18 protein-coding genes and 1 pseudogene are annotated in these 22594 nt (G+C 42.2%); 9 read left to right on the plus strand and 10 right to left on the minus strand.

Features of this window, described 5'->3' with window-relative positions; genetic code table 11:
• Nucleotides 1-118: 118 nt before the first annotated feature.
• Nucleotides 119-1024 (minus strand): annotated as a pseudogene (locus ACINWC323_RS0118845) (LysR family transcriptional regulator).
• Between the two features lie 96 nt (nt 1025-1120).
• On the opposite strand from ACINWC323_RS0118845, the gene ACINWC323_RS20460 reads away from it, so the two are divergent.
• Nucleotides 1121-1246 (plus strand): hypothetical protein, encoded by a 126-nt coding sequence (locus ACINWC323_RS20460; RefSeq protein ID WP_009510212.1) that lies wholly within the window; start codon nt 1121-1123, stop codon nt 1244-1246.
• 265 nt (nt 1247-1511) lie between these two features.
• Here ACINWC323_RS20460 and ACINWC323_RS13970 read toward each other — a convergent pair whose 3' ends face one another.
• The gene (locus ACINWC323_RS13970; RefSeq protein ID WP_009510107.1) at nt 1512-2405 is read right to left on the minus strand and encodes a LysR family transcriptional regulator; all 894 of its coding nucleotides are present in this window, start codon (nt 2403-2405) and stop codon (nt 1512-1514) included.
• Nucleotides 2406-2499: 94 nt separating this feature from the next.
• On the opposite strand from ACINWC323_RS13970, the gene ACINWC323_RS13965 reads away from it, so the two are divergent.
• A complete protein-coding gene (locus ACINWC323_RS13965) occupies nt 2500-2952 on the plus strand; it encodes a PACE efflux transporter (RefSeq protein WP_009510171.1) in 453 nt (150 codons plus the stop codon).
• A 65-nt stretch (nt 2953-3017) separates the two neighbouring features.
• Here ACINWC323_RS13965 and phoR read toward each other — a convergent pair whose 3' ends face one another.
• The 3 genes from phoR to ACINWC323_RS13950 form a co-directional block, all read right to left on the minus strand.
• A complete protein-coding gene (phoR, locus tag ACINWC323_RS13960) occupies nt 3018-4376 on the minus strand; it encodes a phosphate regulon sensor histidine kinase PhoR (RefSeq protein ID WP_004776329.1) in 1359 nt (452 codons plus the stop codon).
• 9 nt (nt 4377-4385) lie between these two features.
• On the minus strand, nt 4386-5096 hold the full coding sequence (gene phoB, locus ACINWC323_RS13955) for a phosphate regulon transcriptional regulator PhoB (RefSeq protein ID WP_004776327.1): 711 nt from the start codon (nt 5094-5096) through the stop codon (nt 4386-4388).
• Between the two features lie 251 nt (nt 5097-5347).
• Nucleotides 5348-6025, minus strand: a complete 678-nt coding sequence (locus tag ACINWC323_RS13950; protein WP_009510135.1) for a TetR/AcrR family transcriptional regulator — start codon at nt 6023-6025, stop codon at nt 5348-5350.
• Between the two features lie 314 nt (nt 6026-6339).
• Between ACINWC323_RS13950 and ACINWC323_RS13945 the strand changes: the two genes are divergently transcribed.
• Nucleotides 6340-7167 carry an SDR family NAD(P)-dependent oxidoreductase gene (locus tag ACINWC323_RS13945; protein WP_005282314.1) on the plus strand — a complete coding sequence of 276 codons (828 nt, stop codon included), beginning with the start codon at nt 6340-6342 and terminating at the stop codon, nt 7165-7167.
• A 375-nt stretch (nt 7168-7542) separates the two neighbouring features.
• Here the strand turns inward: ACINWC323_RS13945 and ACINWC323_RS13940 are convergent, their stop codons facing one another.
• The 5 genes from ACINWC323_RS13940 to ACINWC323_RS13920 form a co-directional block, all read right to left on the minus strand.
• The gene (locus tag ACINWC323_RS13940) at nt 7543-8910 is read right to left on the minus strand and encodes an MATE family efflux transporter (protein WP_009510125.1); all 1368 of its coding nucleotides are present in this window, start codon (nt 8908-8910) and stop codon (nt 7543-7545) included.
• Between the two features lie 100 nt (nt 8911-9010).
• On the minus strand, nt 9011-10165 hold the full coding sequence (locus ACINWC323_RS13935; protein ID WP_009510318.1) for a pyridoxal phosphate-dependent aminotransferase: 1155 nt from the start codon (nt 10163-10165) through the stop codon (nt 9011-9013).
• Between the two features lie 268 nt (nt 10166-10433).
• The gene (locus tag ACINWC323_RS13930) at nt 10434-11741 is read right to left on the minus strand and encodes a DUF445 domain-containing protein (protein WP_009510109.1); all 1308 of its coding nucleotides are present in this window, start codon (nt 11739-11741) and stop codon (nt 10434-10436) included.
• Between the two features lie 16 nt (nt 11742-11757).
• On the minus strand, nt 11758-12315 hold the full coding sequence (locus ACINWC323_RS13925) for a CC0125/CC1285 family lipoprotein (protein WP_009510279.1): 558 nt from the start codon (nt 12313-12315) through the stop codon (nt 11758-11760).
• 37 nt (nt 12316-12352) lie between these two features.
• Nucleotides 12353-12892: a DUF924 family protein gene (locus ACINWC323_RS13920; RefSeq protein WP_005227995.1), complete on the minus strand. Its 540-nt coding sequence runs from the start codon at nt 12890-12892 to the stop codon at nt 12353-12355.
• A 269-nt stretch (nt 12893-13161) separates the two neighbouring features.
• On the opposite strand from ACINWC323_RS13920, the gene gshA reads away from it, so the two are divergent.
• The 6 genes from gshA (at nt 13162) to ACINWC323_RS13890 (ending at nt 22399) form a co-directional block, all read left to right on the plus strand.
• Nucleotides 13162-14739 (plus strand): glutamate--cysteine ligase, encoded by a 1578-nt coding sequence (gene gshA / locus ACINWC323_RS13915; RefSeq protein ID WP_032881210.1) that lies wholly within the window; start codon nt 13162-13164, stop codon nt 14737-14739.
• 53 nt (nt 14740-14792) lie between these two features.
• Nucleotides 14793-15299, plus strand: coding sequence for a disulfide bond formation protein B (locus ACINWC323_RS13910; protein WP_005227992.1), 507 nt, complete (start codon nt 14793-14795; stop codon nt 15297-15299).
• A gap of 177 nt (nt 15300-15476) precedes the next feature.
• A complete protein-coding gene (locus tag ACINWC323_RS13905; RefSeq protein ID WP_009510315.1) occupies nt 15477-18878 on the plus strand; it encodes a type VI secretion system Vgr family protein in 3402 nt (1133 codons plus the stop codon).
• Nucleotides 18879-18885: 7 nt separating this feature from the next.
• Nucleotides 18886-19419 (plus strand): hypothetical protein, encoded by a 534-nt coding sequence (locus ACINWC323_RS13900; RefSeq protein ID WP_009510191.1) that lies wholly within the window; start codon nt 18886-18888, stop codon nt 19417-19419.
• A 2-nt stretch (nt 19420-19421) separates the two neighbouring features.
• Nucleotides 19422-21866 (plus strand): hypothetical protein, encoded by a 2445-nt coding sequence (locus tag ACINWC323_RS13895; RefSeq protein WP_009510111.1) that lies wholly within the window; start codon nt 19422-19424, stop codon nt 21864-21866.
• Nucleotides 21867-21868: 2 nt separating this feature from the next.
• Nucleotides 21869-22399 carry a hypothetical protein gene (locus tag ACINWC323_RS13890; RefSeq protein ID WP_009510199.1) on the plus strand — a complete coding sequence of 177 codons (531 nt, stop codon included), beginning with the start codon at nt 21869-21871 and terminating at the stop codon, nt 22397-22399.
• The last annotated feature ends 195 nt before the right edge of the window (nt 22400-22594 follow it).

The following is a 22594-nucleotide window of genomic DNA, read 5'->3' on the forward strand; positions in this document are numbered from 1 at the left end:
AAATGATAAGTTCAGGCATCAGGATGTGAGATATGACAGGAGTTGTATCTAGTGAAAGGAATACGAAAAAGCCCGACAGGATGTCGGGCTTTTTCATTTTATTTTTTTAGAGTGCTGTTTAATTGATTGGCTTGGCATTGTAAAAAGCATTAATTGAGGCGGCACAGTGGTCAATCAGCAGGTCTTCATCCTTTTTCCAGATCAGTTTCACTTCACTGAGTGTGTTCTTGTCCTGAATTGGAATAAGCCTGACATTACTCGGCAGAATCACTTTAAATTCTTCAGGCACAATACAAATGCCAAAGCCATTGGCGACCAGTTCCAGTTGAGACCTTTTTCTTGAATAAATTCGGGTTCTTTTTGGAGAAAAACCATTGACCAGGCATAAGTTGGCGGCCAGATAGCTGAGACCACCACGCGCTTTATGCGGTACAGAAACAAAATTTAATGACGCTAATTCACGTATCGAAATACGTTCTTTTTCACTTAAAACCGGATCGGCAATATGGGCAGCCACATATAATGGGGCAGTGTATAAGCTAATCGAATTGACCTCATCTAAATTGTGATAAATCGGCGGCCGGATAAAACCCAGATCAATGGAACCATTTAATAGATATTCCAGTTGTAACTCAGAAGATAGAGTATTCATTTCGATATCAATATTATGGGTGTCACACAGCTGTTCAAAGACTTCCAGTTTATTCTGATCTAGTACGATACTGCTGGAATGGGCAATTTTAATAATTCGGCCTTCACCCCGACTGATACTTTGGGCACTGACAATGGAACTTTTTAAATGATCAAGATTGGTTTTTAAACTTTTATACAGTGCTTCGCCTGCAACCGTAAGTTTTATCTTCTTTTCAGAGCGATCGAAAATCTCAAAGCCTCATTCTTCTTCTAAATTTTTAATTTGCCTGCTCAGTGCTGATTGGGCGATAAACAGCTTCTCCGAAGCGGCAATAAAGCCACCGGTTTCGACAATCGTGATTAGATAATTGAATTGTTTGAATGTCCACATATCTCAAAATTAGATCAGTGCCTGCTTTTTCTATATTAGATGAGATGGAAGAAATCTTATATCTTTTTTATAGATTCTTGATTCAGGTGGCTGAAAATGACGATGAAAAACAAGATTGTGACCTTGATTGCTGCAGTAATGATTTGTTTACTGGTGCAGAGCTATGACCATTATATGGGCATACAGCCGATCTCACAGCAGACTGATTTATCAGGAGATTAGATAAACCTTCGCATCATGTTTGATGTCATGACCAATTTTATAAATGAGATGAGCGCATGGCGATGTACGTTTTTGCTTACACTGATTAGAGGAAATGTCCCATTTTCAACCCAAGCTCAATTGCCTAATATGAACTCATCAGGAACAGGAAGTTCCAGAACATAAAACAAAAATGATAAGTTCAGGCATCAGGATGTGAGATATGACAGGAGTTGTATCTAGTGAAAGGAATACGAAAAAGCCCGACAGGATGTCGGGCTTTTTTTTATTCTATATTGATTTGTTTGGTCCAGAGTTCAATCAGCATCTGAATGGTCTGGCTTAGAGGTTTGTGGCTCGGCCAGATGGCATGAATCGGCATATCCAGTCGATTGGTGGTGTCATGAAATTCCAGTCGAACCAGACTGCCTTGAGCAAAATGTTCTTGCACGATCGAAAGTGGAAAATTTCCCCAGCCAAAGCCCTGTTCCACCATATTAATTGCCATCAATAAACTATCGCTATACCAGTAAGAATCAGAGACCAGGACCCGACTATCCGGGAGAGGGTAGTGTTTGCTGGCGATAATAATCTGTCTGAGTTCAGAGAGCATGGTCAATTCATTTTTATGATTGTCCTTGAGCTGTTGTGCACTTTGAGGAGAAATTGCTGCAACAAATTTTTCAGTCCCCAAGAGTCGAAAGCGCTCATTCCGGTCGAGCTCGGATGAGCTATAGGCAATGTACAGATCGATTTCATTTTGATGTAAGCGCGCTTTTAATTCTTGTTGTGGGGCACTGACCATTTCAATGTCCAGTAGCGGATAGCGTTGCAGCAGTTGGGCAATAGCAGGCAACAAAAGTTTCTGGTTGACGTCTGCAGCCACACCAATTGCAATACGGGTTTCCAGTCCTGTTGAAAGTTCAGTTAAATGCATTTCCAGCTGGCGCAGTTTAGTCACAATCAATCGGACGTGTGGCTCGATGGATAAGGCAATGTCAGTGGGCGCAAGATGATTTTTACTGCGTTCAAATAATTTTAAATTTAGTTCTGCTTCTAAATTGGCAATCGCCATACTGACGGCAGAAGGTACCCGGTTCAGTGCCCGGGCAGCCGCTGAAAAATTACCTCGATCAATAATTTCAAGAATCAGATCGAGCTGTTCACTGGTTAATTTCATTTTAATTCTCTTGTCAGTTGTACTGATAACGATTGACTTTTTTTATCAAAATTAAAGCGTAAAATCCACTCATTATTGATTTTAAGGTGTGGTCATGCAAGGAACCAAGAGAAGAGTCACTTATGTGTTTTTCTATGAAGTTTTTAGCTTTTTTATCTGTGCAATGGTGCTGGCAGTGCTGTCAGGTACCACCATTAGTCATACCGGGCCTTTGTCGATCTTGATTGCAGTCATCGCCGTAACCGTGAACTTTTTTTATAACTATGTGTTCGAGATGTGGGAAAAAACCCAAACCTCGAAAAAGCGTACCGTGTTAAGACGTATTGCGCATGCGATTGGATTCCAGATTGTGCTGGTGATGATTTTGATTCCGTTGATTGCATGGTGGATGCAAATCAGTTTAGTTAAGGCGTTCTTGCTGGACTTCAGTCTGATGGTGCTGATCCCATGTTATACCTTTGTTTATAATTACTTTTTTGATCATATCTTTGGCTTACCTAGTCATTTGCTCGAGTCGACAGAGCTTAATGCAAACGCCAGCCACTGATTGCTATGATCCAGAATTGAAAAAGCCGATCCAGAAGGGTCGGCTTTTTTTATTGAAGCTAAAATTTATAGCATGCGATACAGACGTTCTTTCGGGAAGATCGCGGTAAAGGTTGAGCCTTCATTTTCTTTAGAGGTGATTTCTAGATGTGCGCCATGTTGCATCAGGACATGTTTGACAATGGCAAGTCCTAAACCTGTACCACCAGTTTGACGGCTACGCGCGCTATCGACGCGATAGAAGCGTTCAGTCAGGCGAGGTAAATGTTTTGGATCAATGCCGATGCCATTGTCCTGTACGGTAAAGGAAGCATGGTCACCCGCTTCATGCCAGCCAATGGTGATGATGCCTCCAGGCGGTGTATATTTAATTGCATTGGTAATTAAATTGCTGAAGGCACTGGCAATTTCAATGTCCGAGCCAATCAGGTCACAATGGCTATCAATATCCAGATTTAAAGTATGTCCATAATCAAGATTGTAGGCACGCGCATCATCAAAGATCTGGTTCATCAGATTGGCCATATCAATAATCTGATTTTTCGCGACTTTCTTGTTATTTTCCAGATTGGATAACAATAATAAGTCATTGACCAAGGCATTCATCCGCTTGGTCTGGGATTGCATTTGCGTGAAAGCACGTTTCCAGCGTGGGGTAATATCGTCTTGATCGGTAAAGGTTTCGATATAACCACTGAGTACGGTCAGCGGCGTACGTAATTCATGTGAAATATTATCGACAAAGTCTTTACGCATTTGTTCCAGATTATGGACGCGTGTGGTGTCATGTGCGACCAGCAAACGACTTTCACCCCCAAAACGGGTGAGTTTGACGTGTACATAACGTTCTTCTTCCATCTGCGCTTGCAGACGAATGCCATCAGGGGATTGATCTGGATTATTAAAATATTCAATAAAACTGGGCTGGCGTAAAATCGACAATAGGTTACGTCCGCGGTCCAAAGGACTAATCCCTAACAGCTTCTCGGCTGCGGGATTCCACCATTCGATTTGATGTTGGTCATCAATCAGCACCACGGCTTCTGCCAGAGCAACCAGAGAAGACTGGGCACGGTCAATGAGACCAACCATTTCTGCCTGAACAATGCGTTCCTGACGTTGAGCGCGATAAACATTGAACAGCAAAGCGCCCCAGATCCCATTTAAATTGGGTGGAACATCATAGGGACGGTTTGAAATCCATTCATTGACCAGATAAAGCGAGCGGAGCTGCAGGGCAAAAAACACCACAAAAGCAATAAAAATACAGCTCCAAAAGTAGCCAACCCCAAATCCAATTAAGCTTGCAATCAATAAGAAAAAAAGTAACAGCCTTAAATCTTGTTTTGCAAACGTCCATAAACTGCTGTAGCGAAAACGCTGGTGTTCACGTGCCAGTTCAGGGACCGGATAAGGTTCGTACATAAAAGATTTTTAACCTACTGCTAAATCGGCTCGTGTCGAAAAACGGTAACCTGTGCCACGAACCGTTTGCACAAAGCGGTCAACACCAAAAGGCTCTAGCACTTTGCGTAAACGACGGATATGCACGTCAATGGTACGGTCTTCAATATAAACATTGCCACCCCACACCTGATCAAGCAGCTGCGCACGTGTATAAGCACGTTCCGGATGGGTCATAAAGAAGGCCAGTAAACGATATTCGGTTGGACCCATGTCTAAAATACTGTTGCCAAAGCTAACACGCTGACTGACCGGATCGAGTAACAAGCCATTGGCATCAATCACTTTTTCTCCGCTCAGTGCATTGGCACGACGTAATACCGCCTTGATACGGGAAACCAGTTCACGTGTCGAGAAGGGTTTGGTCATGTAATCATCTGCACCGGCATCCAGACCTTGAACTTTATGGTCTTCTTCACCACGTGCAGTGAGCATGATCACAGGAATTTCAGACAGGTTCTCATCGCGTTTCAGGCGACGGCATAAGTCTACACCACTCACCCCCCCCGGTAACATCCAGTCCAGCAAGATAAGTGCAGGACGCTGATCAACGATAATCTGATGCGCCTGTTTGGCATCCTCGGCTTGTAAACATTGGAAGCCTGCCATATCCAAAGAGGTATGGATCATTTCGCGGATCGGTAACTCATCATCGACAATTAAAATATAGTCATCTTTCACAGCGCAATACCCTTAAAATCTGTAACGGTTTAACCGTTTTGTTGTTATGACAGGCTTATTACAAAGATTAATTATGACAATATCATTGCAAAAGAGGGAATAAAGTCGAATTTAGCAATAAATTGTGACAATTGTGGGGCAGAGTCATGACCATATGATGACAACTTGCCTGAGCATAAAGCAAATGAATTCATTGAGTTAATCAATCTGTCATGCGATGGTTGTGGCTGTCACAAAACTGTAAAACGATTTTAATTTTTTTGTGAGGTTGTTTCGATAAAGGACAAGAACACAGCACAACAGGCAGAAAGCACATCCTGCAGCGGCTGTTTAAAGCCCTCGGAAACCCAGCGAATAATAATATGGGTCACATAACCATTCAGGCCGGTTGCCATTAACGACACTTCTTCGGTGCTTTGCGGGGCATTGGGCATGGTAATCATCACAAAGCCCTGAATAATACGGTCAAACTGGGTCAGGGTTTCCTGAATGGTGGCCTGATTATGCAGGTCCTGCACCAGCATGGCATCGATATAAATAATCCGTGCCATACGCGGATCATCCTTAATCGCATTTAATAAGGCGGATAAACCGGCATTGACCATATTTTTAGGTTCAGGTGCTGCCATCAGTACCGCCTGAGTGAGGCAGGTCTGCATTTTTTCGATCATTTTCAGGAATACGGTCTGGAACAGATCTTCACTTTTCTTAAAGGATTCATAAAAGTAGCGTTCAGTCAGCTTGGCCTCATTACAGACATCCTTGACCGTGACCGAAAAGAAGCCATGGGTACCGTAAGTCGCAATACCCGCTTCAATCAGTTTGTCACGACGTGCCTGCTTGCGCTCAGTTAACGAGAGACCTTTGAATTGACGCTCTTTGGTTGCTGCCTTTTTTTTCTTGTCTGTCGCTTGCTCTGGAGTTGCCATTGAAAAACCGTTCCCTAAAACGTTGCTAAATCGGATATCACGTACTTTTTTACATTGCTGTCATTTGCTGCCGATCTAGCATAACCAAATTTTGAAAATATGCCTTGTCTCTTTTACACATCTTCGGTCAAGAATGTAAATAGGCCTATTATGACATGTTAGGTGTCGGTTATTGCCATTTGTCATAAAGCTTGACTGTACTATATTGACAACCTGTATTGTCAAAATTATATTGGTTACAGGTTAAACAGCACATGACAACGCATGATTGGGGCGAATATTGTGCATATCATTCGCAACACAAAGGATAGGCAATGAAAAATTTTAAAAATAAAGTCGCAGCGATCACTGGTGCTGGTTCTGGGATTGGACAACAACTGGCGATCTTGTTAGCGAAACAGGGCTGTCATTTATCGTTAAGTGATATCAATGAAAAAGGTTTGGCTCAAACCGTTGAATTGGTGAAGCCATATCCTGTAACAGTCACCACAAAAGTACTTGATGTCTCAAACCGTGATGCGGTAAAACAATGGGCGCAAGAGACGGTGCAGGATCATGGTTCGGTTAATATGATCTTCAATAACGCAGGTGTCGCACTTGGCTCAACGGTCGAAGGCGCAAGCTATGAAGATTTGGAGTGGATCGTTGGCATCAACTTCTGGGGCGTAGTGTACGGCACCAAAGAATTCCTGCCGTTTATCAAACAAACCAAAGATGGTCATATCATCAATATTTCAAGTATCTTTGGCCTAACCTCGCAGCCAACTCAGTCTGCTTATAACGCCACCAAATTTGCAGTGCGTGGTTTTACTGAGTCCTTACGTCAGGAGCTGGACATTGAGAAGAGCGGTGTCAGCTCACTCTGTGTCCATCCGGGCGGTATTCGTACCAATATTGCCAAAGCAGCAAAAATGAATGACAGCTTGAAGAGTCTGGGTATGGACCCGAGCAAATCGATCAAGCAATTTGACAAGTTCCTGCGTACCCCACCAGAAGAAGCAGCACGTCAAATTCTGAATGCGGTACAGAAGGACAAACGCCGTCTGTTAATTGGTACTGATGCGCGTATTGTGGATTCATTCCAGCGTTTATTCCCGACGGGTTATCAACGTATTGCAGCCCTTGCAACCAAAATGATGTAAGTCATTACTGCAGAAAAAAGCCATTCTTTGTGAATGGCTTTTTTATATCTGTCAGAACAAGCAGATATTAAACAATCTGAGTTCGGTTGAATTTCTCTCTAACCTATTGAAAATGATTAGCTTGGTGGAATCTTGCTATGTTCTCACCCAATTTTAGGATCAGCCACTACGTCTTGCACTTCAGTTGAAATATATTTCAACTTTGTTCAGGCTCGCCCTACTTTTGTTTTGGCAAAAGTAGGCAAAACCATGGTCATCTACAAAACCTGTTCTATTCTTGGATTTATTAAAATATATCGCAAAAACATTATTTTGTTTACACCACGCAGGTTGTAGATGACGTTTCCGAGTACCATATTCAGCCTCGCGCTCAGGTTAAATAAGGACTTTGATTTTTGATTTCTTCCAGAAGAATTGATAATAAAAGCCTTGGAAAATACATAAGCTGACGAAAGACAGCGCATAGGCAATCCAGATTCCGGTTAAGCCCCACAACGAACTAAACCAGTAGGCACACGGTACTTCGATCAGGAGAATGGTAAAAATATTGATCAGCATAGGAACATTGACCGTACCACTGGCACGCATGATCGAGGCAAAAATCGCACTGGCACCAAAGAATAAAATTGACCACAACACAATAAATAACAGTTGCTGCCCCAGTACAATCACGCTGTGATCGGTAATAAACAGCGCCATTAAATATTTAGAGAATAAATAGGCCAGAATAATCAAGGTCCCCGTAAACAGGAAATTCATGCCCAAAGCTGTACGGGTCACTTTGGCCAATAAATCAGGTTGACCTGCACCAATCGCTTGAGCCGCAAAAATCGAAGCGGCAATCGAAATCGACAAGGCTGGAAACTGGATATAGTTCAGTACCTGATTCACGGCACCATAGGCTGCGGTGGCATGCGCGCCATAATGATTAATCAGGCCGATAATCACCAGACCAGCTAAAGAGGTCGTCACCATCTGGATGCCGGTTGGAATCCCGAGTTTTAGAATTAATTTACTCAGCTCGGCATCATGACGAATATGTTGCAGTAATTGTCGATCAATCTTTAAGGGATGATTTTTATGGTTCAGATAAACCGTTAAAAAAATCAATACCAGGGCATAGCCCAGAATGGTGGCAATTGCGGGTGCGACAATTCCCAATGCCGGGAAACCAAAATAACCTTTCAGTAAAACGGGAGTGACTGCCAGACCGATCAGACTGGTCAGACTTAAGGCAATCAGGGGAGTGACGCTATCGCCGACACCACGCAGAATCGAGGTATAAATAATATAAACAAACAACAGCGGACTACCGACCAGCATCCATTGCACATAAGGCAAGGACAGATGCATCACCTTGGGATCAGTGCCCAGTAATTCCAGAATGTGCTTGGCAAATACCAGACCGAGTACGGCAATAATGCTCCCGCCGATCAAGGTCATAAACAGGGTCGAACCAATCACACAGCGGACTTTTTCAAGGTTTTGTGCGCCCCAGGCCTGTCCCACCAGTACAGTAGTACCCGCTGAAATACCGATCACGAAAGCCAGCAGAAAAAACAGGATCGGGAAGAATACGGAAACAGCGGCAATGGCATCTACGCCCATCATTTGACCGACAAAGATAGTATTAATCGTACCCGACAGGTTTTGTAAAATATTGGTGGCAATCAAAGGCACCAGAAACAGAAAAAATGTTTTCCAGAGATTGGGTTGCATCACCAGCGGTTGACGTGGAGTCATTCAGTTTCCTTCACCCTTCAGCCTGAAGCGTATCTATTTTTTCCAACATAGCATCATAAGTGATGCTGGGAACTTTATCGTTCGGTTTATTTTTTGTTGATCAACACTGTAAGAGGATTTCACCGGCACGTTGTAGGGTTTGATCGGTCTTGGCAAAGCAGAAGCGGATCAGGCGCAGTGATTCTGGCGCTTGTCGGTAAAATACTGAAATGGGAATCGCCACGATTTTATGTTGCTCGGCAAGGAACTGGCACATCTCGACATCATTTAAGTCTGGACGAATATTGCTGTAATCCAGATTCTGGAAATAGGTACCTTGAGACGGGGTAAATTGAAAACGTGAGTGTTGAAGCTGGGTATTAAACAGATCGCGTTTTGCCTGATAAAAATGAGGGAGCTCTTGAATATGCTCAGGGTGCTGTTGCATGTAATCGGCCAGCGCTAATTGACACGGCATATTCCCACAGAAATTGGCAAACTGATAAATCTGGCGGAACAGTCGCATCAGCTGCGGAGAGGCCACGCAATAACCGGTTTTCCAGCCAGTGACATGGTAGGTTTTACCAAAAGAGCCAATCACAAAACTGCGATCGCGTAATTCAGGAAATTGCAGTGCGCTAAAGTGTTTTTGTCCATCAAAGACCAGATGTTCATAGACTTCGTCTGAAAGCACCACAATATTTTTATCTTGAATCAGTTCAATCAGTTGTCGCCAGTCTTGTTCTGACCAGATTGCACCAGTGGGGTTATGCGGTGTATTGACAATAATCATGCGGGTTTTGGCATTGATACTGTCTTTGACTTTTTGCCAGTCCACCTGAAAAGACGGTGCTTCCAGATTGATATGAATGGATTTTCCACCAGCCAGTTGAACTGCAGGCGCGTAGCTATCATAGCTTGGATCGAAAATAATCACTTCATCTTCTGCATGGATGCAGGCTTGAATGGCACAAAAGATCGCAATGGTTGCGCCTGACGTGATAGTGATTTCAGTGGCAGGATCAAGTTGCAATTGATCGCGTTGTAAAAACTGTGTGGCGAGCTGTTCGCGCAGGGCCAATACCCCATCCCCGGCGGGGTACTGGTTATAGCCTGAGAGTGTGGCTTGGTTCAGCGCATCCAGCAGGGCAGGTGGCGCCGGGAAATCGGGGAAGCCTTGGGACAGGTTGAGAGCGTTGAGCCGGTGTGCGAGTTCAGTCATGATGCTAAAAATGGTCACGCCTTGGCTTGGGAGTTTTGACTGAAGTTGCAACATGATTGAAATTACCTAATTAAATTTTAATGAATTATTTATTGTGGCGATGTCTTGCCGAGTACTCACCTAATTTCAGGATAAGCCTTCAGCTGGAGTTACTTTGGTTTTGCCCAAAGTAACCAAAAGCATTGTCATTCGCAAAACCTGTTCACTTCTTGCATTGTTTCGATTACCTCGCAGAAACAACATTGAATTGAAACCACGCAGGTTGCGAATGACTTATCCCGCGTATCTTATTTAGAACAGGGAACAGGTTTTTTATTCGATATCACAAAACATTTTCCACAATAGCACGAATTACACCGAGTGCTAAACCAATAAAGGCACCGACAATCACGCCGTTAACGCGGATCATATGCAAGTCACCGCCAACCTCACTTTCGATTTTGGCAATCATTTCTCGTGAATCCCATTCATGGATACGTTCACTGATATAACGAATGATCTTGTCGCTATACTGCTCACTGAAATTGATCGCCAAGCCGACCATTTTTTCATTTAATACCTGACGTACTTTTTCATTCTGGATCAGGCTTTCACCCAGTTGTTGGATCGCCGCCTGTAAGTTGGTGGCAATGCCGGAATCTGGCTGCATTAAATCGGTCTTGATCGCATCACATAGAATCGCAACTGCACCACTGATAAAGTTCAGCACTTGTGGGCTATCCAGCAAGGCATCTTTGCCACGATTTAAACGCTGGCTGGCTTCACTGTCGGGTTCTGCCAGTTGCAGCATCAGATTGTGTGTGGTGGTTTCAATATCCTGACGCCATGGATGATCAGGATTGGCCAGCATCGACTCAACTTTTTCTATCAGCGAGTCAATGGTACGTTGCTGGACGTCAATCCCGATCCAGCTGGCGCCTTTGGCCAGTTTCCAGACACCAAGCTCCTGAAACAGTTTACGTGACAGGTCACGTGCTTCCTCTGGATGCGAGACCATCCATTCATGCGCCAGATCCAGTCCGCGTTGTAATACATCCTGATGGAAATCATTTTCCAGCACTGCACGAAGCATTTCACTGGCCAGCTTATTGACCTTGGTGCTTCTGACCCATTGCACACTGTTATTCTGGACAAAATGTGCAATTTGATCCTGACTGACAAATTCAAAGATTCTTGGCACGGTGTGCTGAATCATCTGCACCACCTGCTGGTTATTCTTTGGACTGGCCAACCATTGTCCTACCGCCAGACTGATATCGGCATTTTGTAAACTGCGTTCGACAATCTGTGGTGACAGGAAGTTTTCCTGCACAAAACGTCCCATCGACTCGGCGATACGTGCCTTATTCCGCGGAATAATTTCAGTGTGGTCACGTAATAACTTGGGTAAAGGCATTCTGCCAAAGGGGTTGCGGAACAGTACCGTAACCGCATACCAGTCGGCTAAGCCACCCACCACACCTGCTTCTGCACCAAGCATGAAAATATGGATGAGCCATTTATATTCAGGGAGAAAATGCGCCGCGACCATTAAAGCAATCCATGACACCACGGCAATAATCAGGGCCATGGTGGCGAAGTATTTACTTCTTTGCAGGCTAGGTACGTGGATTTCTTCGACTGAACTCATTGAGCCATCCTTTTAATTACTTTTTATTTTGAGGTGGTGCAGGCGGCTGCAACACGTCTCCTGTTGGACTCAAACCGTATTTTGACCCCAAAGATTGCAAAATCAGTTGTGCATCAAAGGCATCTGGTGCTTGCTGCTGAGTCTTGAAACACTCGATAGTATACGACACTTGGATTGGATCAATATTGACCACTTGTGGGATATCGTAGAAGGGATCCGGCCAAAAGGCGGGATGACGACGATAGTAACCATAAGGATAATACGACGGTGTCGGATAAATCACGGCCTGACGTGGCGCTTTATGCCGGGCATTACTCGGGTCATCCACTACAGTAAAGTAGCGGAAACCATTTTTAACCGTGGTTTGCGCTGCCTTAAGCAGGGTAATTTCCTCTGCTGTACCATAACTCAAATTATTATCCGCCTGAAAACCGACACGGTAAGTTTTGTTATTTAACGGATAAGCGGTGAACTGACCCAACTGGTCAAAGGTTCGGGGCTTGGCAGGGACGGTTGCACAGCCTGCAAATGTCAATGCGAGCAGAAGCGGTGTGCACATTAATAACGATTTCATATGCAATTCCTAATATCAGTGGTCGAGGGAGATCGACCTAGAAGCTACTATTGGGCTGGGTTAAAAACTCTGTTTCCTCTGGGGTAGAGTCTCGCCCTAAAATTTTATTGCGATGCGGATAACGACCAAAACGATCAATAATCACTTTATGCTTTTTCTCAAAGTTTAAATTAATTTCATTGCCGAGGCGCTGGAATAATTTGAGGGCAAATTCATGGATGCGTCTGGATTCGCTATGCATAAAGGGCATATATAAGAATGAGCGCTGATCAGGACTGAGTTGCGCATCGAGTTGTAAACTAATCGCTTCTTGTGCCAAAGCCAAGGCTAGGCTGTCGTAAGCAAAGGCCTGTGCCTGATCGCGGTATAAGTTACGGGAGAACTGGTCAAGCACGATAATTTCGGCCAGACGGCCTTCGGGCGTTTGCCGCCATGACCACAGTTCCGCCTGTGCGGCCTGTTGATGAATCTCTTGAAATGACTCGCGAATTTTTGCATCAAAATCATCGCTTTTGGCAAACCAGAGGGAGCGGTGTTCCGGGTCAAACCAAAAATTCAGAATGTCTTGCGCTTGCATGGGCGAGTCTCCTCTAGAAGATTTATTTTTCAATAAAATCACAATTTGAGCGTGTCTTATGTAACAAGATTGTGATAAAAATTGCCAGACTAAACAGGGATTTCTGTCGCAAGCATTTTTCAAATGTTCACAGAGCCTAGATGACTAGATCACAATTGTCGTTATAATTGGCTGAGTCGAAGGGATTGGCATTGTCATGATGCCTGTATGGTCGACGAAGTCGCTACCTTTGATGTGGTCGGCTGATCTTGAATAAGCGAGCCTATAATATGAATCAACCCAGCACACTTACTTCCTCTGTGATACCTACTTGGGTAGATGCATCGCTACTAAAAGGGATGTTACGCGGGATTGAGCGTGAAAGTTTAAGGATGCAAAGTAATGGATTTTTATCACAAAAAAATCATCCACAAGCTTTGGGTTCAGCACTGACACATCCACATATCACCACCGATTATTCAGAAGCCTTAATGGAGTTTATTACGACGCCGCAAACCACCATTGCTGCAGCTTTAAACGAATTAAGCGATATCCATAGTGTGGTACACCAGCAACTGGAAGCCGGTGAACGACTGTGGCCGTTATCGATGCCGTGTATGCTGGATGATAACGAAGAAAATATTAAACTGGCGCAATATGGCTCTTCCAATATTGGCCGTTTTAAAACACTTTACCGCCGTGGACTGGGAGTTCGTTATGGTCGCCGTATGCAGACCATTTCCGGCGTGCATTATAATTTATCTTTCCCAGACTCGTTATTTATTGCCTTACAGCAACATGAGCAAAATCCACAATTAAAACAGCTTAGCCTGCAAGATTATCGTAGCCATCGCTATTTTGGCCTGATCCGGAATTTTATCCGTTTAATTCCTCTGGTCATGTATATGTTAGGCGCAAGTCCCTCCGTATGCCGCTGTTTCCTGACAGGACGTCAACATCATTTACAGCCCTTGGTGAAAGGAACTTTGTATTTACCTGAAGCGACCGCCTTGCGGATGGGACGTCTGGGGTATCAGAACTCGGCACAGAAAGAACTGGGGATTCACTACAATGACCTGCATGATTATCTGGATGGCTTGCAGAAAGCGGTGCATACCCCTTATTCGGATTTTACCAAGTTAGGCCTGAATGATGAACAGGGTGAGCCAATTCAGATCAATGATCATGTGCTTCAGATCGAAAACGAATATTATAGTCTGGTTCGCCCAAAACAGGTGCCTCAAGCCGGTGAAACCCCTTCGCAGGCATTGAAAAACCGTGGTGTCGGTTATGTCGAATTGCGTGCAGTGGATGTGAATCCGTATAGCCCGATTGGTATTGATGAAGTTTCGGCCGGTTTTCTGGAGAGTTTGGCACTTTATTGCTTATTAAATGAAAGTCCAGATTTGTTTGCGAAAGAGCAGGAACAGATTGACCGGAATCAACTGGAAGTCGTGAATCGTGGCCGTGCAGCAGATGCACAGATCGAAGAAGGCGCCAGCTCGGTTTCATTAAAAGACTGGGCACAACGTCATTTAAATGCAATTCAAGACTGCGCAGCCTTATTAGATCAAATGGATGCAACCCGGCTGTATCAGGATGCGATCCAGATCATGCAGCAACGTTTAGATGATGTTGAAGACACCCTTTCTGCGCATGTGATTGCAGATACCTTGCAACATGGCGGTACCTGGAACTTTGGCAGTGTGATGGCACAGCACCATGTCGATCATTATGACCAGCATCCACTTAGCGAAGAAACCAAACAGTACTTTGCGCAGCTGGCAGAAACGTCATTGCAAAAACAGGCGCAACTTGAACAAGATAACGACATGAGTTTTGAACAATATCTTGCACAATACCGCTAGCCTGTTGATTGATCAGCAGGTCAACAGACCCTAATATTTTTAGAGGATTTCCCATGCGTTGGAATTACCGCTTAGTGAGTGCATTGTTGGTACTGACGAGCATTATTGGTATCTCATTTGCGTTGTATTTAGAACATGTGCAGGGTCTGGACCCTTGTCCACTTTGCATTTTCCAGCGCCTTGGTTTGATCGGTATGGGGCTAGTTGCACTGGTGGCCTTTATCCATAATCCTGTTTCAAGCGGATTCAAACGTTTTTATGCTTTTCTAGCGACCTTATCGATTGGCTGGTCGGTTGGTGTGGCAGCACGTCATGTGTGGTTACAAAGCTTGCCACCGGATCAAGTGCCAAGCTGTGGCCCAGGTCTGGATTATCTGGTAGATGCATTACCGATGAAAACCGTGTTGCAGGAAGTGTTGTCCGGTTCGGGTGAATGTGCGGTGGTGGACTGGACCTTCCTTGGTCAATCATTACCGGTGTGGTCTTTGCTTTATTTCAGTTTGATTTTATTGATCTGCCTATGGCAGCTATTTAGAAACTACAACGGCACAGCAAAATAATAACATCCTTGTTTGTTTATTTGCTAAAACCTGAAATATGGCAACATATTTCGGGTTTTGTTTTCTGCATTTCTCAACAGTTTGTGCTATTTTGTTGGCCAAAAGATTTTTTTGTGGACAGATAGGTCTGTTTTTTGTAAAGTTCAGCCGATTCCCCGTACGATCTGATTATAAAAAATGCTTTTTAATATATTTAATGTATTAGAAAAAATAGGGCTAAATGCACAGAAACGTGCCATTCACGTACAATTTTCTAATAATCTACTGAATAATCAAGTTTTTTTACAACGCATACAAGGCCAGCATCAACTCAATGTCGGGCTGGAAGCCGAATTGATTTGTCTGTCGACCAATGCCCAGATTTCTTTAAAACAATTTATAGGGGTTCAGGTCGCCGTGGATCAGGTCACTGATTCAGGACAGCTGTTCCGAACCACAGGAATCGTAACGGAAGCCAGTTACGGGCAGAGTGATGGCGCACTAACCCTGTATAAGCTGACACTTAAAGATGCGACCAGTTTATGGCATAAACGCCGTAACAGCCGTGTTTTTATGAATAAAACTGTTGTCGAGATTACTGAAGTTTTATTCAAGGAATGGCAGCAAAGAAGCGCACTTTTTGCGGCAAGTCTGAGCCTTGATCTGAATGGTTTAAGTCAGAATTATGATATTCGGCCATTTGTGATGGGGCACAATGAATCTGATTATGCCTTTCTCACTCGCTTGTGGCGCAGTGAAGGCATTAGCTGGCTAATCGATGAAGCCGAGCTGTTTGTCCCGCATTCAAGTACGCCCATAAAAGCGCAAAAGCTCAGATTAATGGATGACAATAGCGAATATCAGGCTTTGCCTCGACGAAGTATTCGTTATCACCGTAGCAGCGCCACAGAATTTCAGGACAGCATTACCGGCTTTGTGGCGGTGCGTAGCTTGCAACCGACGGCCATACACCTGCAACGCTGGCAACCCGATGCCTTGGCTCAAGAAGAAGGCGCAGGTTCAGTGGTTACTACTCATAACCATTCTGAAAGTTTTGATTCCGCCAGTTTGAGTCTGGAGCAGGCGTGGCATATCAGCCCGGCCTGGATGCAGGACTTAAAGGGTGAAGACCAAGCCACGGCTTCAGGCGGTAGTCAGTTAGAAAAACTGAATCAGCAACTCAATGATATGTATGCCAGCCAAGCCAAATATTTTAAAGCGTATAGTAGTGTGCGCGACAGTCAGGTCGGGTATTGGTTTAATCTCAGGGAACATCCTGAAATTGATCAACACGAAGGGGCCGATCAAGAGTTCCTGATTATTGCCAAGCATTTTTATAATCAAAATAATTTGCCCAAAGATCTGCAGCAACAGGTCAGTCAACTACTTAGCCAGAGTCGTTGGGATCAACATGGCGATGACGAGGCAGAGCGTCAGGGCAATGAACTGACCTTGATTCGCCGTCAGATCAAAATCATTCCTGAATATGATCCAGAGTTGCATCGTCCGGTTGCCTATCCGCAGCGTGCCAAAGTGGTCGGGCCTGAAGGAGAAACCATCTATGTGGATGAGTGGGGACGGATCAAGGTTCGCTTTCTGTTTACCCGCAGTGAGGATCATGGCCATGATGGTGGAGCAGGCAGTAATGACAATGACACCGACTCCGCATGGGTAGATGTGCTCACACCTTGGGCAGGGGAAGGCTATGGAGCACGCTTCTTGCCGCGTATTGGTGAAGTGGTGGTCATCGACTTTTTTGATGGCAACATTGACCGTCCTTTTGTGACTGGACGCATCCATGAAGCACAACGCTCCCCGACCAAGTTTGACGTTAAGGGACAACTGCCTGACACCAAAAAACTCAGTGGGATTCGCAGTCAGGAAGTCAATGGCAGTGGCTTTAACCAGTTGCGCTTTGATGATACCACCGGGCAAATCAGCACCCAGCTACAAAGTAGCCATGCAGCATCCCAGCTGAATCTGGGTAATTTAAGTCATCCCAAAACACAAGAAACCAGTGATGGACGTGGGGAAGGCTTTGAGCTCAGGACGGATGCCTGGGGTGCGGTGCGGGCAGGTAAAGGCATGCTGATTAGTACCTATGCCCAGGAACAGGCGGTCGCCGATCATCTGGAGGCTGCTCAAGCACAATCCTTGCTGTCGCAGGGCTATGACAGCATGAAAATGCTCAGCGAAGTGGCTGCAAAGCAACAAACTGATGCGCTGAATGTGATTAATCGTTTACCGAAGTTTATTCAGTCATTGGAGCTTAAAACCACGGGACAAGCACTGGATAGCACCTTAAATCTATTTAAACAAGGAATGAGTCAAGACCCGATTCATGCCTTAAAGGATTGCGGTGGTTTTATTGAAGATATTGGTGCACTCGGGGGCGATACCAAAGGCGCAGTGGAAGAGTTTAATAGCTTCTTTAGTGATGCCAAAGATGCGGTTGACAATCTAAAACAGTTTATCGAAAACGTCGAAGAGCATGGCGCTGATCTTGTGAAAGGCAAGCTTGCCAGTATTAAAGACCGAATTGAGCAGAATCCGTTCGAGAGTATTAAAGAAGTTGGTAAAGTCTTGGCCAATGTCGATATTAAAGATTTTGAGCTGATGAGTACCTGTGGGACTTTTAGTAAAGGGAGCAAGTTAGATATTACACCTTCTAAGGCATTGAGTTCATTACAGGGTTTTATGGAGGGCTATACCCAAGGTCTGGAAAGCAGTTCTGATGCCAAGCAGCAAGAACAAGGCAAGATTTTCAGACAGGCGCTGATGTTGTTGGCATCTCCGAATGGGATTGCATTAACGACACCTGAAAATATTATTTTGCAGGCTTCTCAGGATATTGCCGAGAGTGCCAGTGGTTCAATTAACCTGAGTGCACAAAAGAATATTATCGGACATGCACAGGATAAGATCAGTCTGTTTGCAGCACAAAAGGGCTTTAGAGCGTATGCAGCAAAAGGCAAGTTGGAGTTGCAGGCGCAGGATGATGCAATAGAGGCGATTGCAAGGAAGGTGATTAAACTGATTTCTACTGAGGAAAAGATTGAAATCACCAGTCCGAAAGAGATTGTCCTGACAGCAGGTGGTTCTCAGCTGAAGATCAATGCCAACGGTGTGTTTTCAACCACAGGCGGTAAGTTTGAGAGTAAGGCTGGGCAGCATCTATTTACGAGTGGCGCAACCGTAAATGCTGAACTGCCAAAAATGCCAGAAAGTGGAATCTTTAGCCGTCGATTCGATTTTAGCGAGTTGGTTAATGCTGATTTATTGAAAGATGGATTTAAATATAAAGTTATTAATCACGCTAAGAAAACAGAATACATCGGTTTTCTTGATCAGTTCGCAAGGACGGGGCGGATCTTTAGTGATAATCCTGACAGCGTCGAAATTCTTTTACTTGGTAAGAATGATGACAGTTCAGATAAGCTACAACTGGTTGAAGAAGTGATCAAGGAAGGGCAAGGTCATGGTTCAGATGAGGCCTGTTGTGGTGGTGATGATGATCATAACCATGAGCACGATAGTGATGATCATAATGAAGATGCAGATTTAAAAGCAGATTTTGAAAGTTTTGGACTTAAGGATTAATTTAATAATGAACACTGTAAAGTTAATGATTGGTGCATGTATTTTGCTAAATAGTATAAATTTACATGCAGAAAGTGCTAAAGAATGTATGAAATATTGGGATGAAAAGCCTGTTGTATCTATTAAAAAAATGGGTGAAGTAGAATGTGAACATATATGGGATTATGGAAAGAGTAATACTAGTCAAAATAGATTGAAATTATTAAGTCAACTAAATTTAAAATCAAAGAATAATCAATGGATGTCCACAGGAAATTGTGCCAAAGTTGTATATAATAAAAACAATTATTATATTTATCGAGCTTATTATAAAGAAGATAAAGATGAAATATGGATTGCTTATAATAATAAAAATGCATTTTCTTACTTTAGAAAAGTAGCTACACCCCAGAAAGAAAATGAGAGTTCTCGCGTAGAGCTAAGTTGTGCAAAGAGTGGAGATTATGAAGAGGCAAAAACTGTTTTAAATAGCTATTTAAAGAATAATACATTAGTAAATATGAGTTTTTATAAAGTGGGTGATTGGTATAAAGAGAATTGATTATGAAAAAAACAATTAACTTTAAAAAGTCAAGTAAAAGTTTTGAAACTAATTTAGCAGGATTTATTGAAGCTGTTAGCTTTAAAGAGTCGTCATCAGATTTAAAATTACCTCTCAATCATCCATTTAATATGGAATCAGCTAGTATTGTAAATAAAAGTGGTTTTATGGGGTTGTTTCAATGGGGAGAAGAGGCTTTATACGATTTAGGTTATTATCTAGGGGATCAAGGTATTTCTTATGCTGATATCAAGAATGCAGATAAAAACTCGTCTTTACGTACAAGTTGGAAAAATCAATTTAACTCTAATAACTGGGTAGGTAAGTGGTCTGGTAAGAGGAATATCAACTCAAAACAAGATTTTCTAAAAAGTCCTGAAACCCAATATGAAATTATTAAGGAGTGGGTCAAATATTTATGTAATCAACTTAGAAAAAATAATTTTAATGAACATTTTGGTAGAACTATTCAGAATGTAGAAATTACAGAGTCAGGTGCAATTGCAGGAATGCATCTTGTTGGAATTGGAGGCCTAGGTGCCTTTTTAGGGATTTCAAAATTTAAGGGTATAAAACAAGTAGATGGCAATGGAACTCATATTAAGAAGTATATTGAGGATTTTGGTGGATTTGATTTAGAACAGTGTTGTAATAGAAAAATTTATATTAGCTTAAAAGATGTAGATAAAAATATATTGGCAAATAAAGAGGTCGTGGTTGTTTCTAATTATATGGGAAAGAGCTTCTCGGGTGAAACCAAAGTAAAGGTTAAGAGTGATGAGAATGGTAATCTTCCTGTTATTGTTAGACATCCTAATACAGAAATAAAAATTGTTGCTGATGGAAAAGAGTCGAATAGTATTATTCAAAAAGCAAATGAAAAACAAAAAGCAACTTTAAGTGATTTTAAAGTTACAAGCCATTCAGCAACTTTAGCGACAGATAGTACGCCTCAACCGAGACCTCAGGTTAATAAAACACCTCAAGAAGTAAGAAATGAACAGGGACAATCTTCGACTTCTCAAGAGGCAGAGGCAACTCCTGCATCTAAGGATGTAAACTTTAATATTGAAATAGTCGAAGGAGATTCTGGTAAGGCAATCTCTAATATGAATTTTTTTCTTACATATAAAGGTAATATTAAAAAACATACAGCTGATAGTCGTGGGGTCAAGCAAGGTATTATTGCTGAGGAAGGACAAGATGTTGAGGTTTCAGTAGAAGGTGATGGGCAGAAACAGGTAATTCATCATTTTCAAGTTACTACGGCATTAAAAAGTACAACGGTCAAAGTGAAGCTTCCAGTACATTCTTTTAATATCTCAGTAACTCAAGACGGCAAACCTGTCCCTAACACATTATTTAGTCTCTTTTACCGAGGTCGAGAAATACCGAAAAGAACAAATAATCGCGGTGTAATGAGTGTGCGAATGTTAACCGGTTTTGTTTTTGGCTTTGGTATAAAAGGAAAAAGTCTAGTTTTAAGTCGTGTCGAAAAATCAAGTTCAACTAAGCCATTTACTGTAAATGGTAGCGCTGTGCAAGCATCGAAACTATATGAAGCTGCAGATGCAAAACGTAAACAGGCTGAGGATCTAAAGAAACAGCAACAGCATAAAGAAGCTCAAGAAAAGAAAGCAAAAGAAGAAGCAGAAAAAGCAAAAACTGAAGCAGATAAGAAGAATCAAACGAAGCAAAATAATACGTATACTGAAAGTGGAGGAAAGCCATTAACAACGGTGAGTAATCAATCACCGCCAACAAGCGATACGACTCGATATCATATTTATCATGATGGAAAAATCAAAAGAGAGAATAAAGCGGCAACTGGTTTTGCTGAGTTCATTTATTATGACCAAAATGGTAAGACTCATAATTTAGGGAAATCTAGATATGTAGTTGCTAAAAGATGGGATAAAAAAGATGTTCATGGTAGTGGAAATATTTTCTTAGTAGATGTTAGGTCTTTTTCATCATATCGTAGTGGAAATGTTGGGTATAAAATGTTAATGAACTCCCAGCAACAAAGATACTATTTAGGTGGTGTCGAAATGGCTGCATTTCTTGGTGGCTTATGTAAGTCTGGTTATGATGATATTTCATTTAATGGTTTTAGTACGTCTAATGGATCACCAGGAGAAAGCTCTTCGCATATCAATGGAGAGGCTGGAGATATAAGATATTTGAGGAAGGATAAAAAAGCTGAACCTGTTATTCTACAAGATGAAGTTTATGATCATCAACGAAGTTTGGAGCTTATAAATAATTTTATAAGCTTTGGATGGGGACGTTCTAAATTAATGATAAGTGAATATTTTACTAATGTAACTGCGGGAGTGAAAAGTAACTATATTTTTCCAAAGTGCTTTCAGTTGAAAAGTAAAAAACCAAGACATAATAATCACTTGCATATGCAAGGGCTTTCGGCTTATATAGAGGATATTTGATTTTGAAAAAGGCTAGTTTATTTCTATCACTAATATTATTAGTTAGTTGTGCAAAAAATGAAGTTCATGCTTTAGATAAAGATAGTTTGGATTTTCATAAATTGAATGGGATTTCTTTGGGAAGTAATTTAGAAGACTTTGTAAAAAAATACAAAGGAGATATTTTAGTTCAAAATTACAAGGATATTAGTAATGTAGTAGGCTGTGAGAATTCAAAAAATATTATTATAGATAATAATGAGACAAACTTAGATGTTAATAATAAAGGTTTCATAACAGCGATAAATACCACGAATCCAAGAGTGATAGATGCAAATGGAATAAGTGTTGGGCAAGATTCAAAAAAATTACTAGAATTGAAATCGATTAATAAATTAAAGAAAATAGATAACCAAGAAGGTGGTTCTTATTACGAATACAAGTTGGTTTCACAGGACTCTAAATTTTATTATATTTATACTGCTAACCAAGATGATAAGATTGACTCCATTGGATTGTTTTCTAAGGATCATATAAATTGCTATGAGGATTAAGTGTTTTATATTTTGTAAGGAAAGAGTTTTATACTAATGAATAATTTTTTATTTGCCACTATGTTTTATTTAGCTTCATGCAATATCAAAGGGGATATTCATGAGGAAAGTATGTCATAATATTAATTTTTCTGAAATGCTTATTATGAATAAAAATTTCTCGTTATCATTATACTTAATTTTGGTAGTGTATGT

Source organism: Acinetobacter sp. WC-323, from assembly GCF_000314615.1.
GTDB classification, from domain to species: domain Bacteria; phylum Pseudomonadota; class Gammaproteobacteria; order Pseudomonadales; family Moraxellaceae; genus Acinetobacter; species Acinetobacter courvalinii.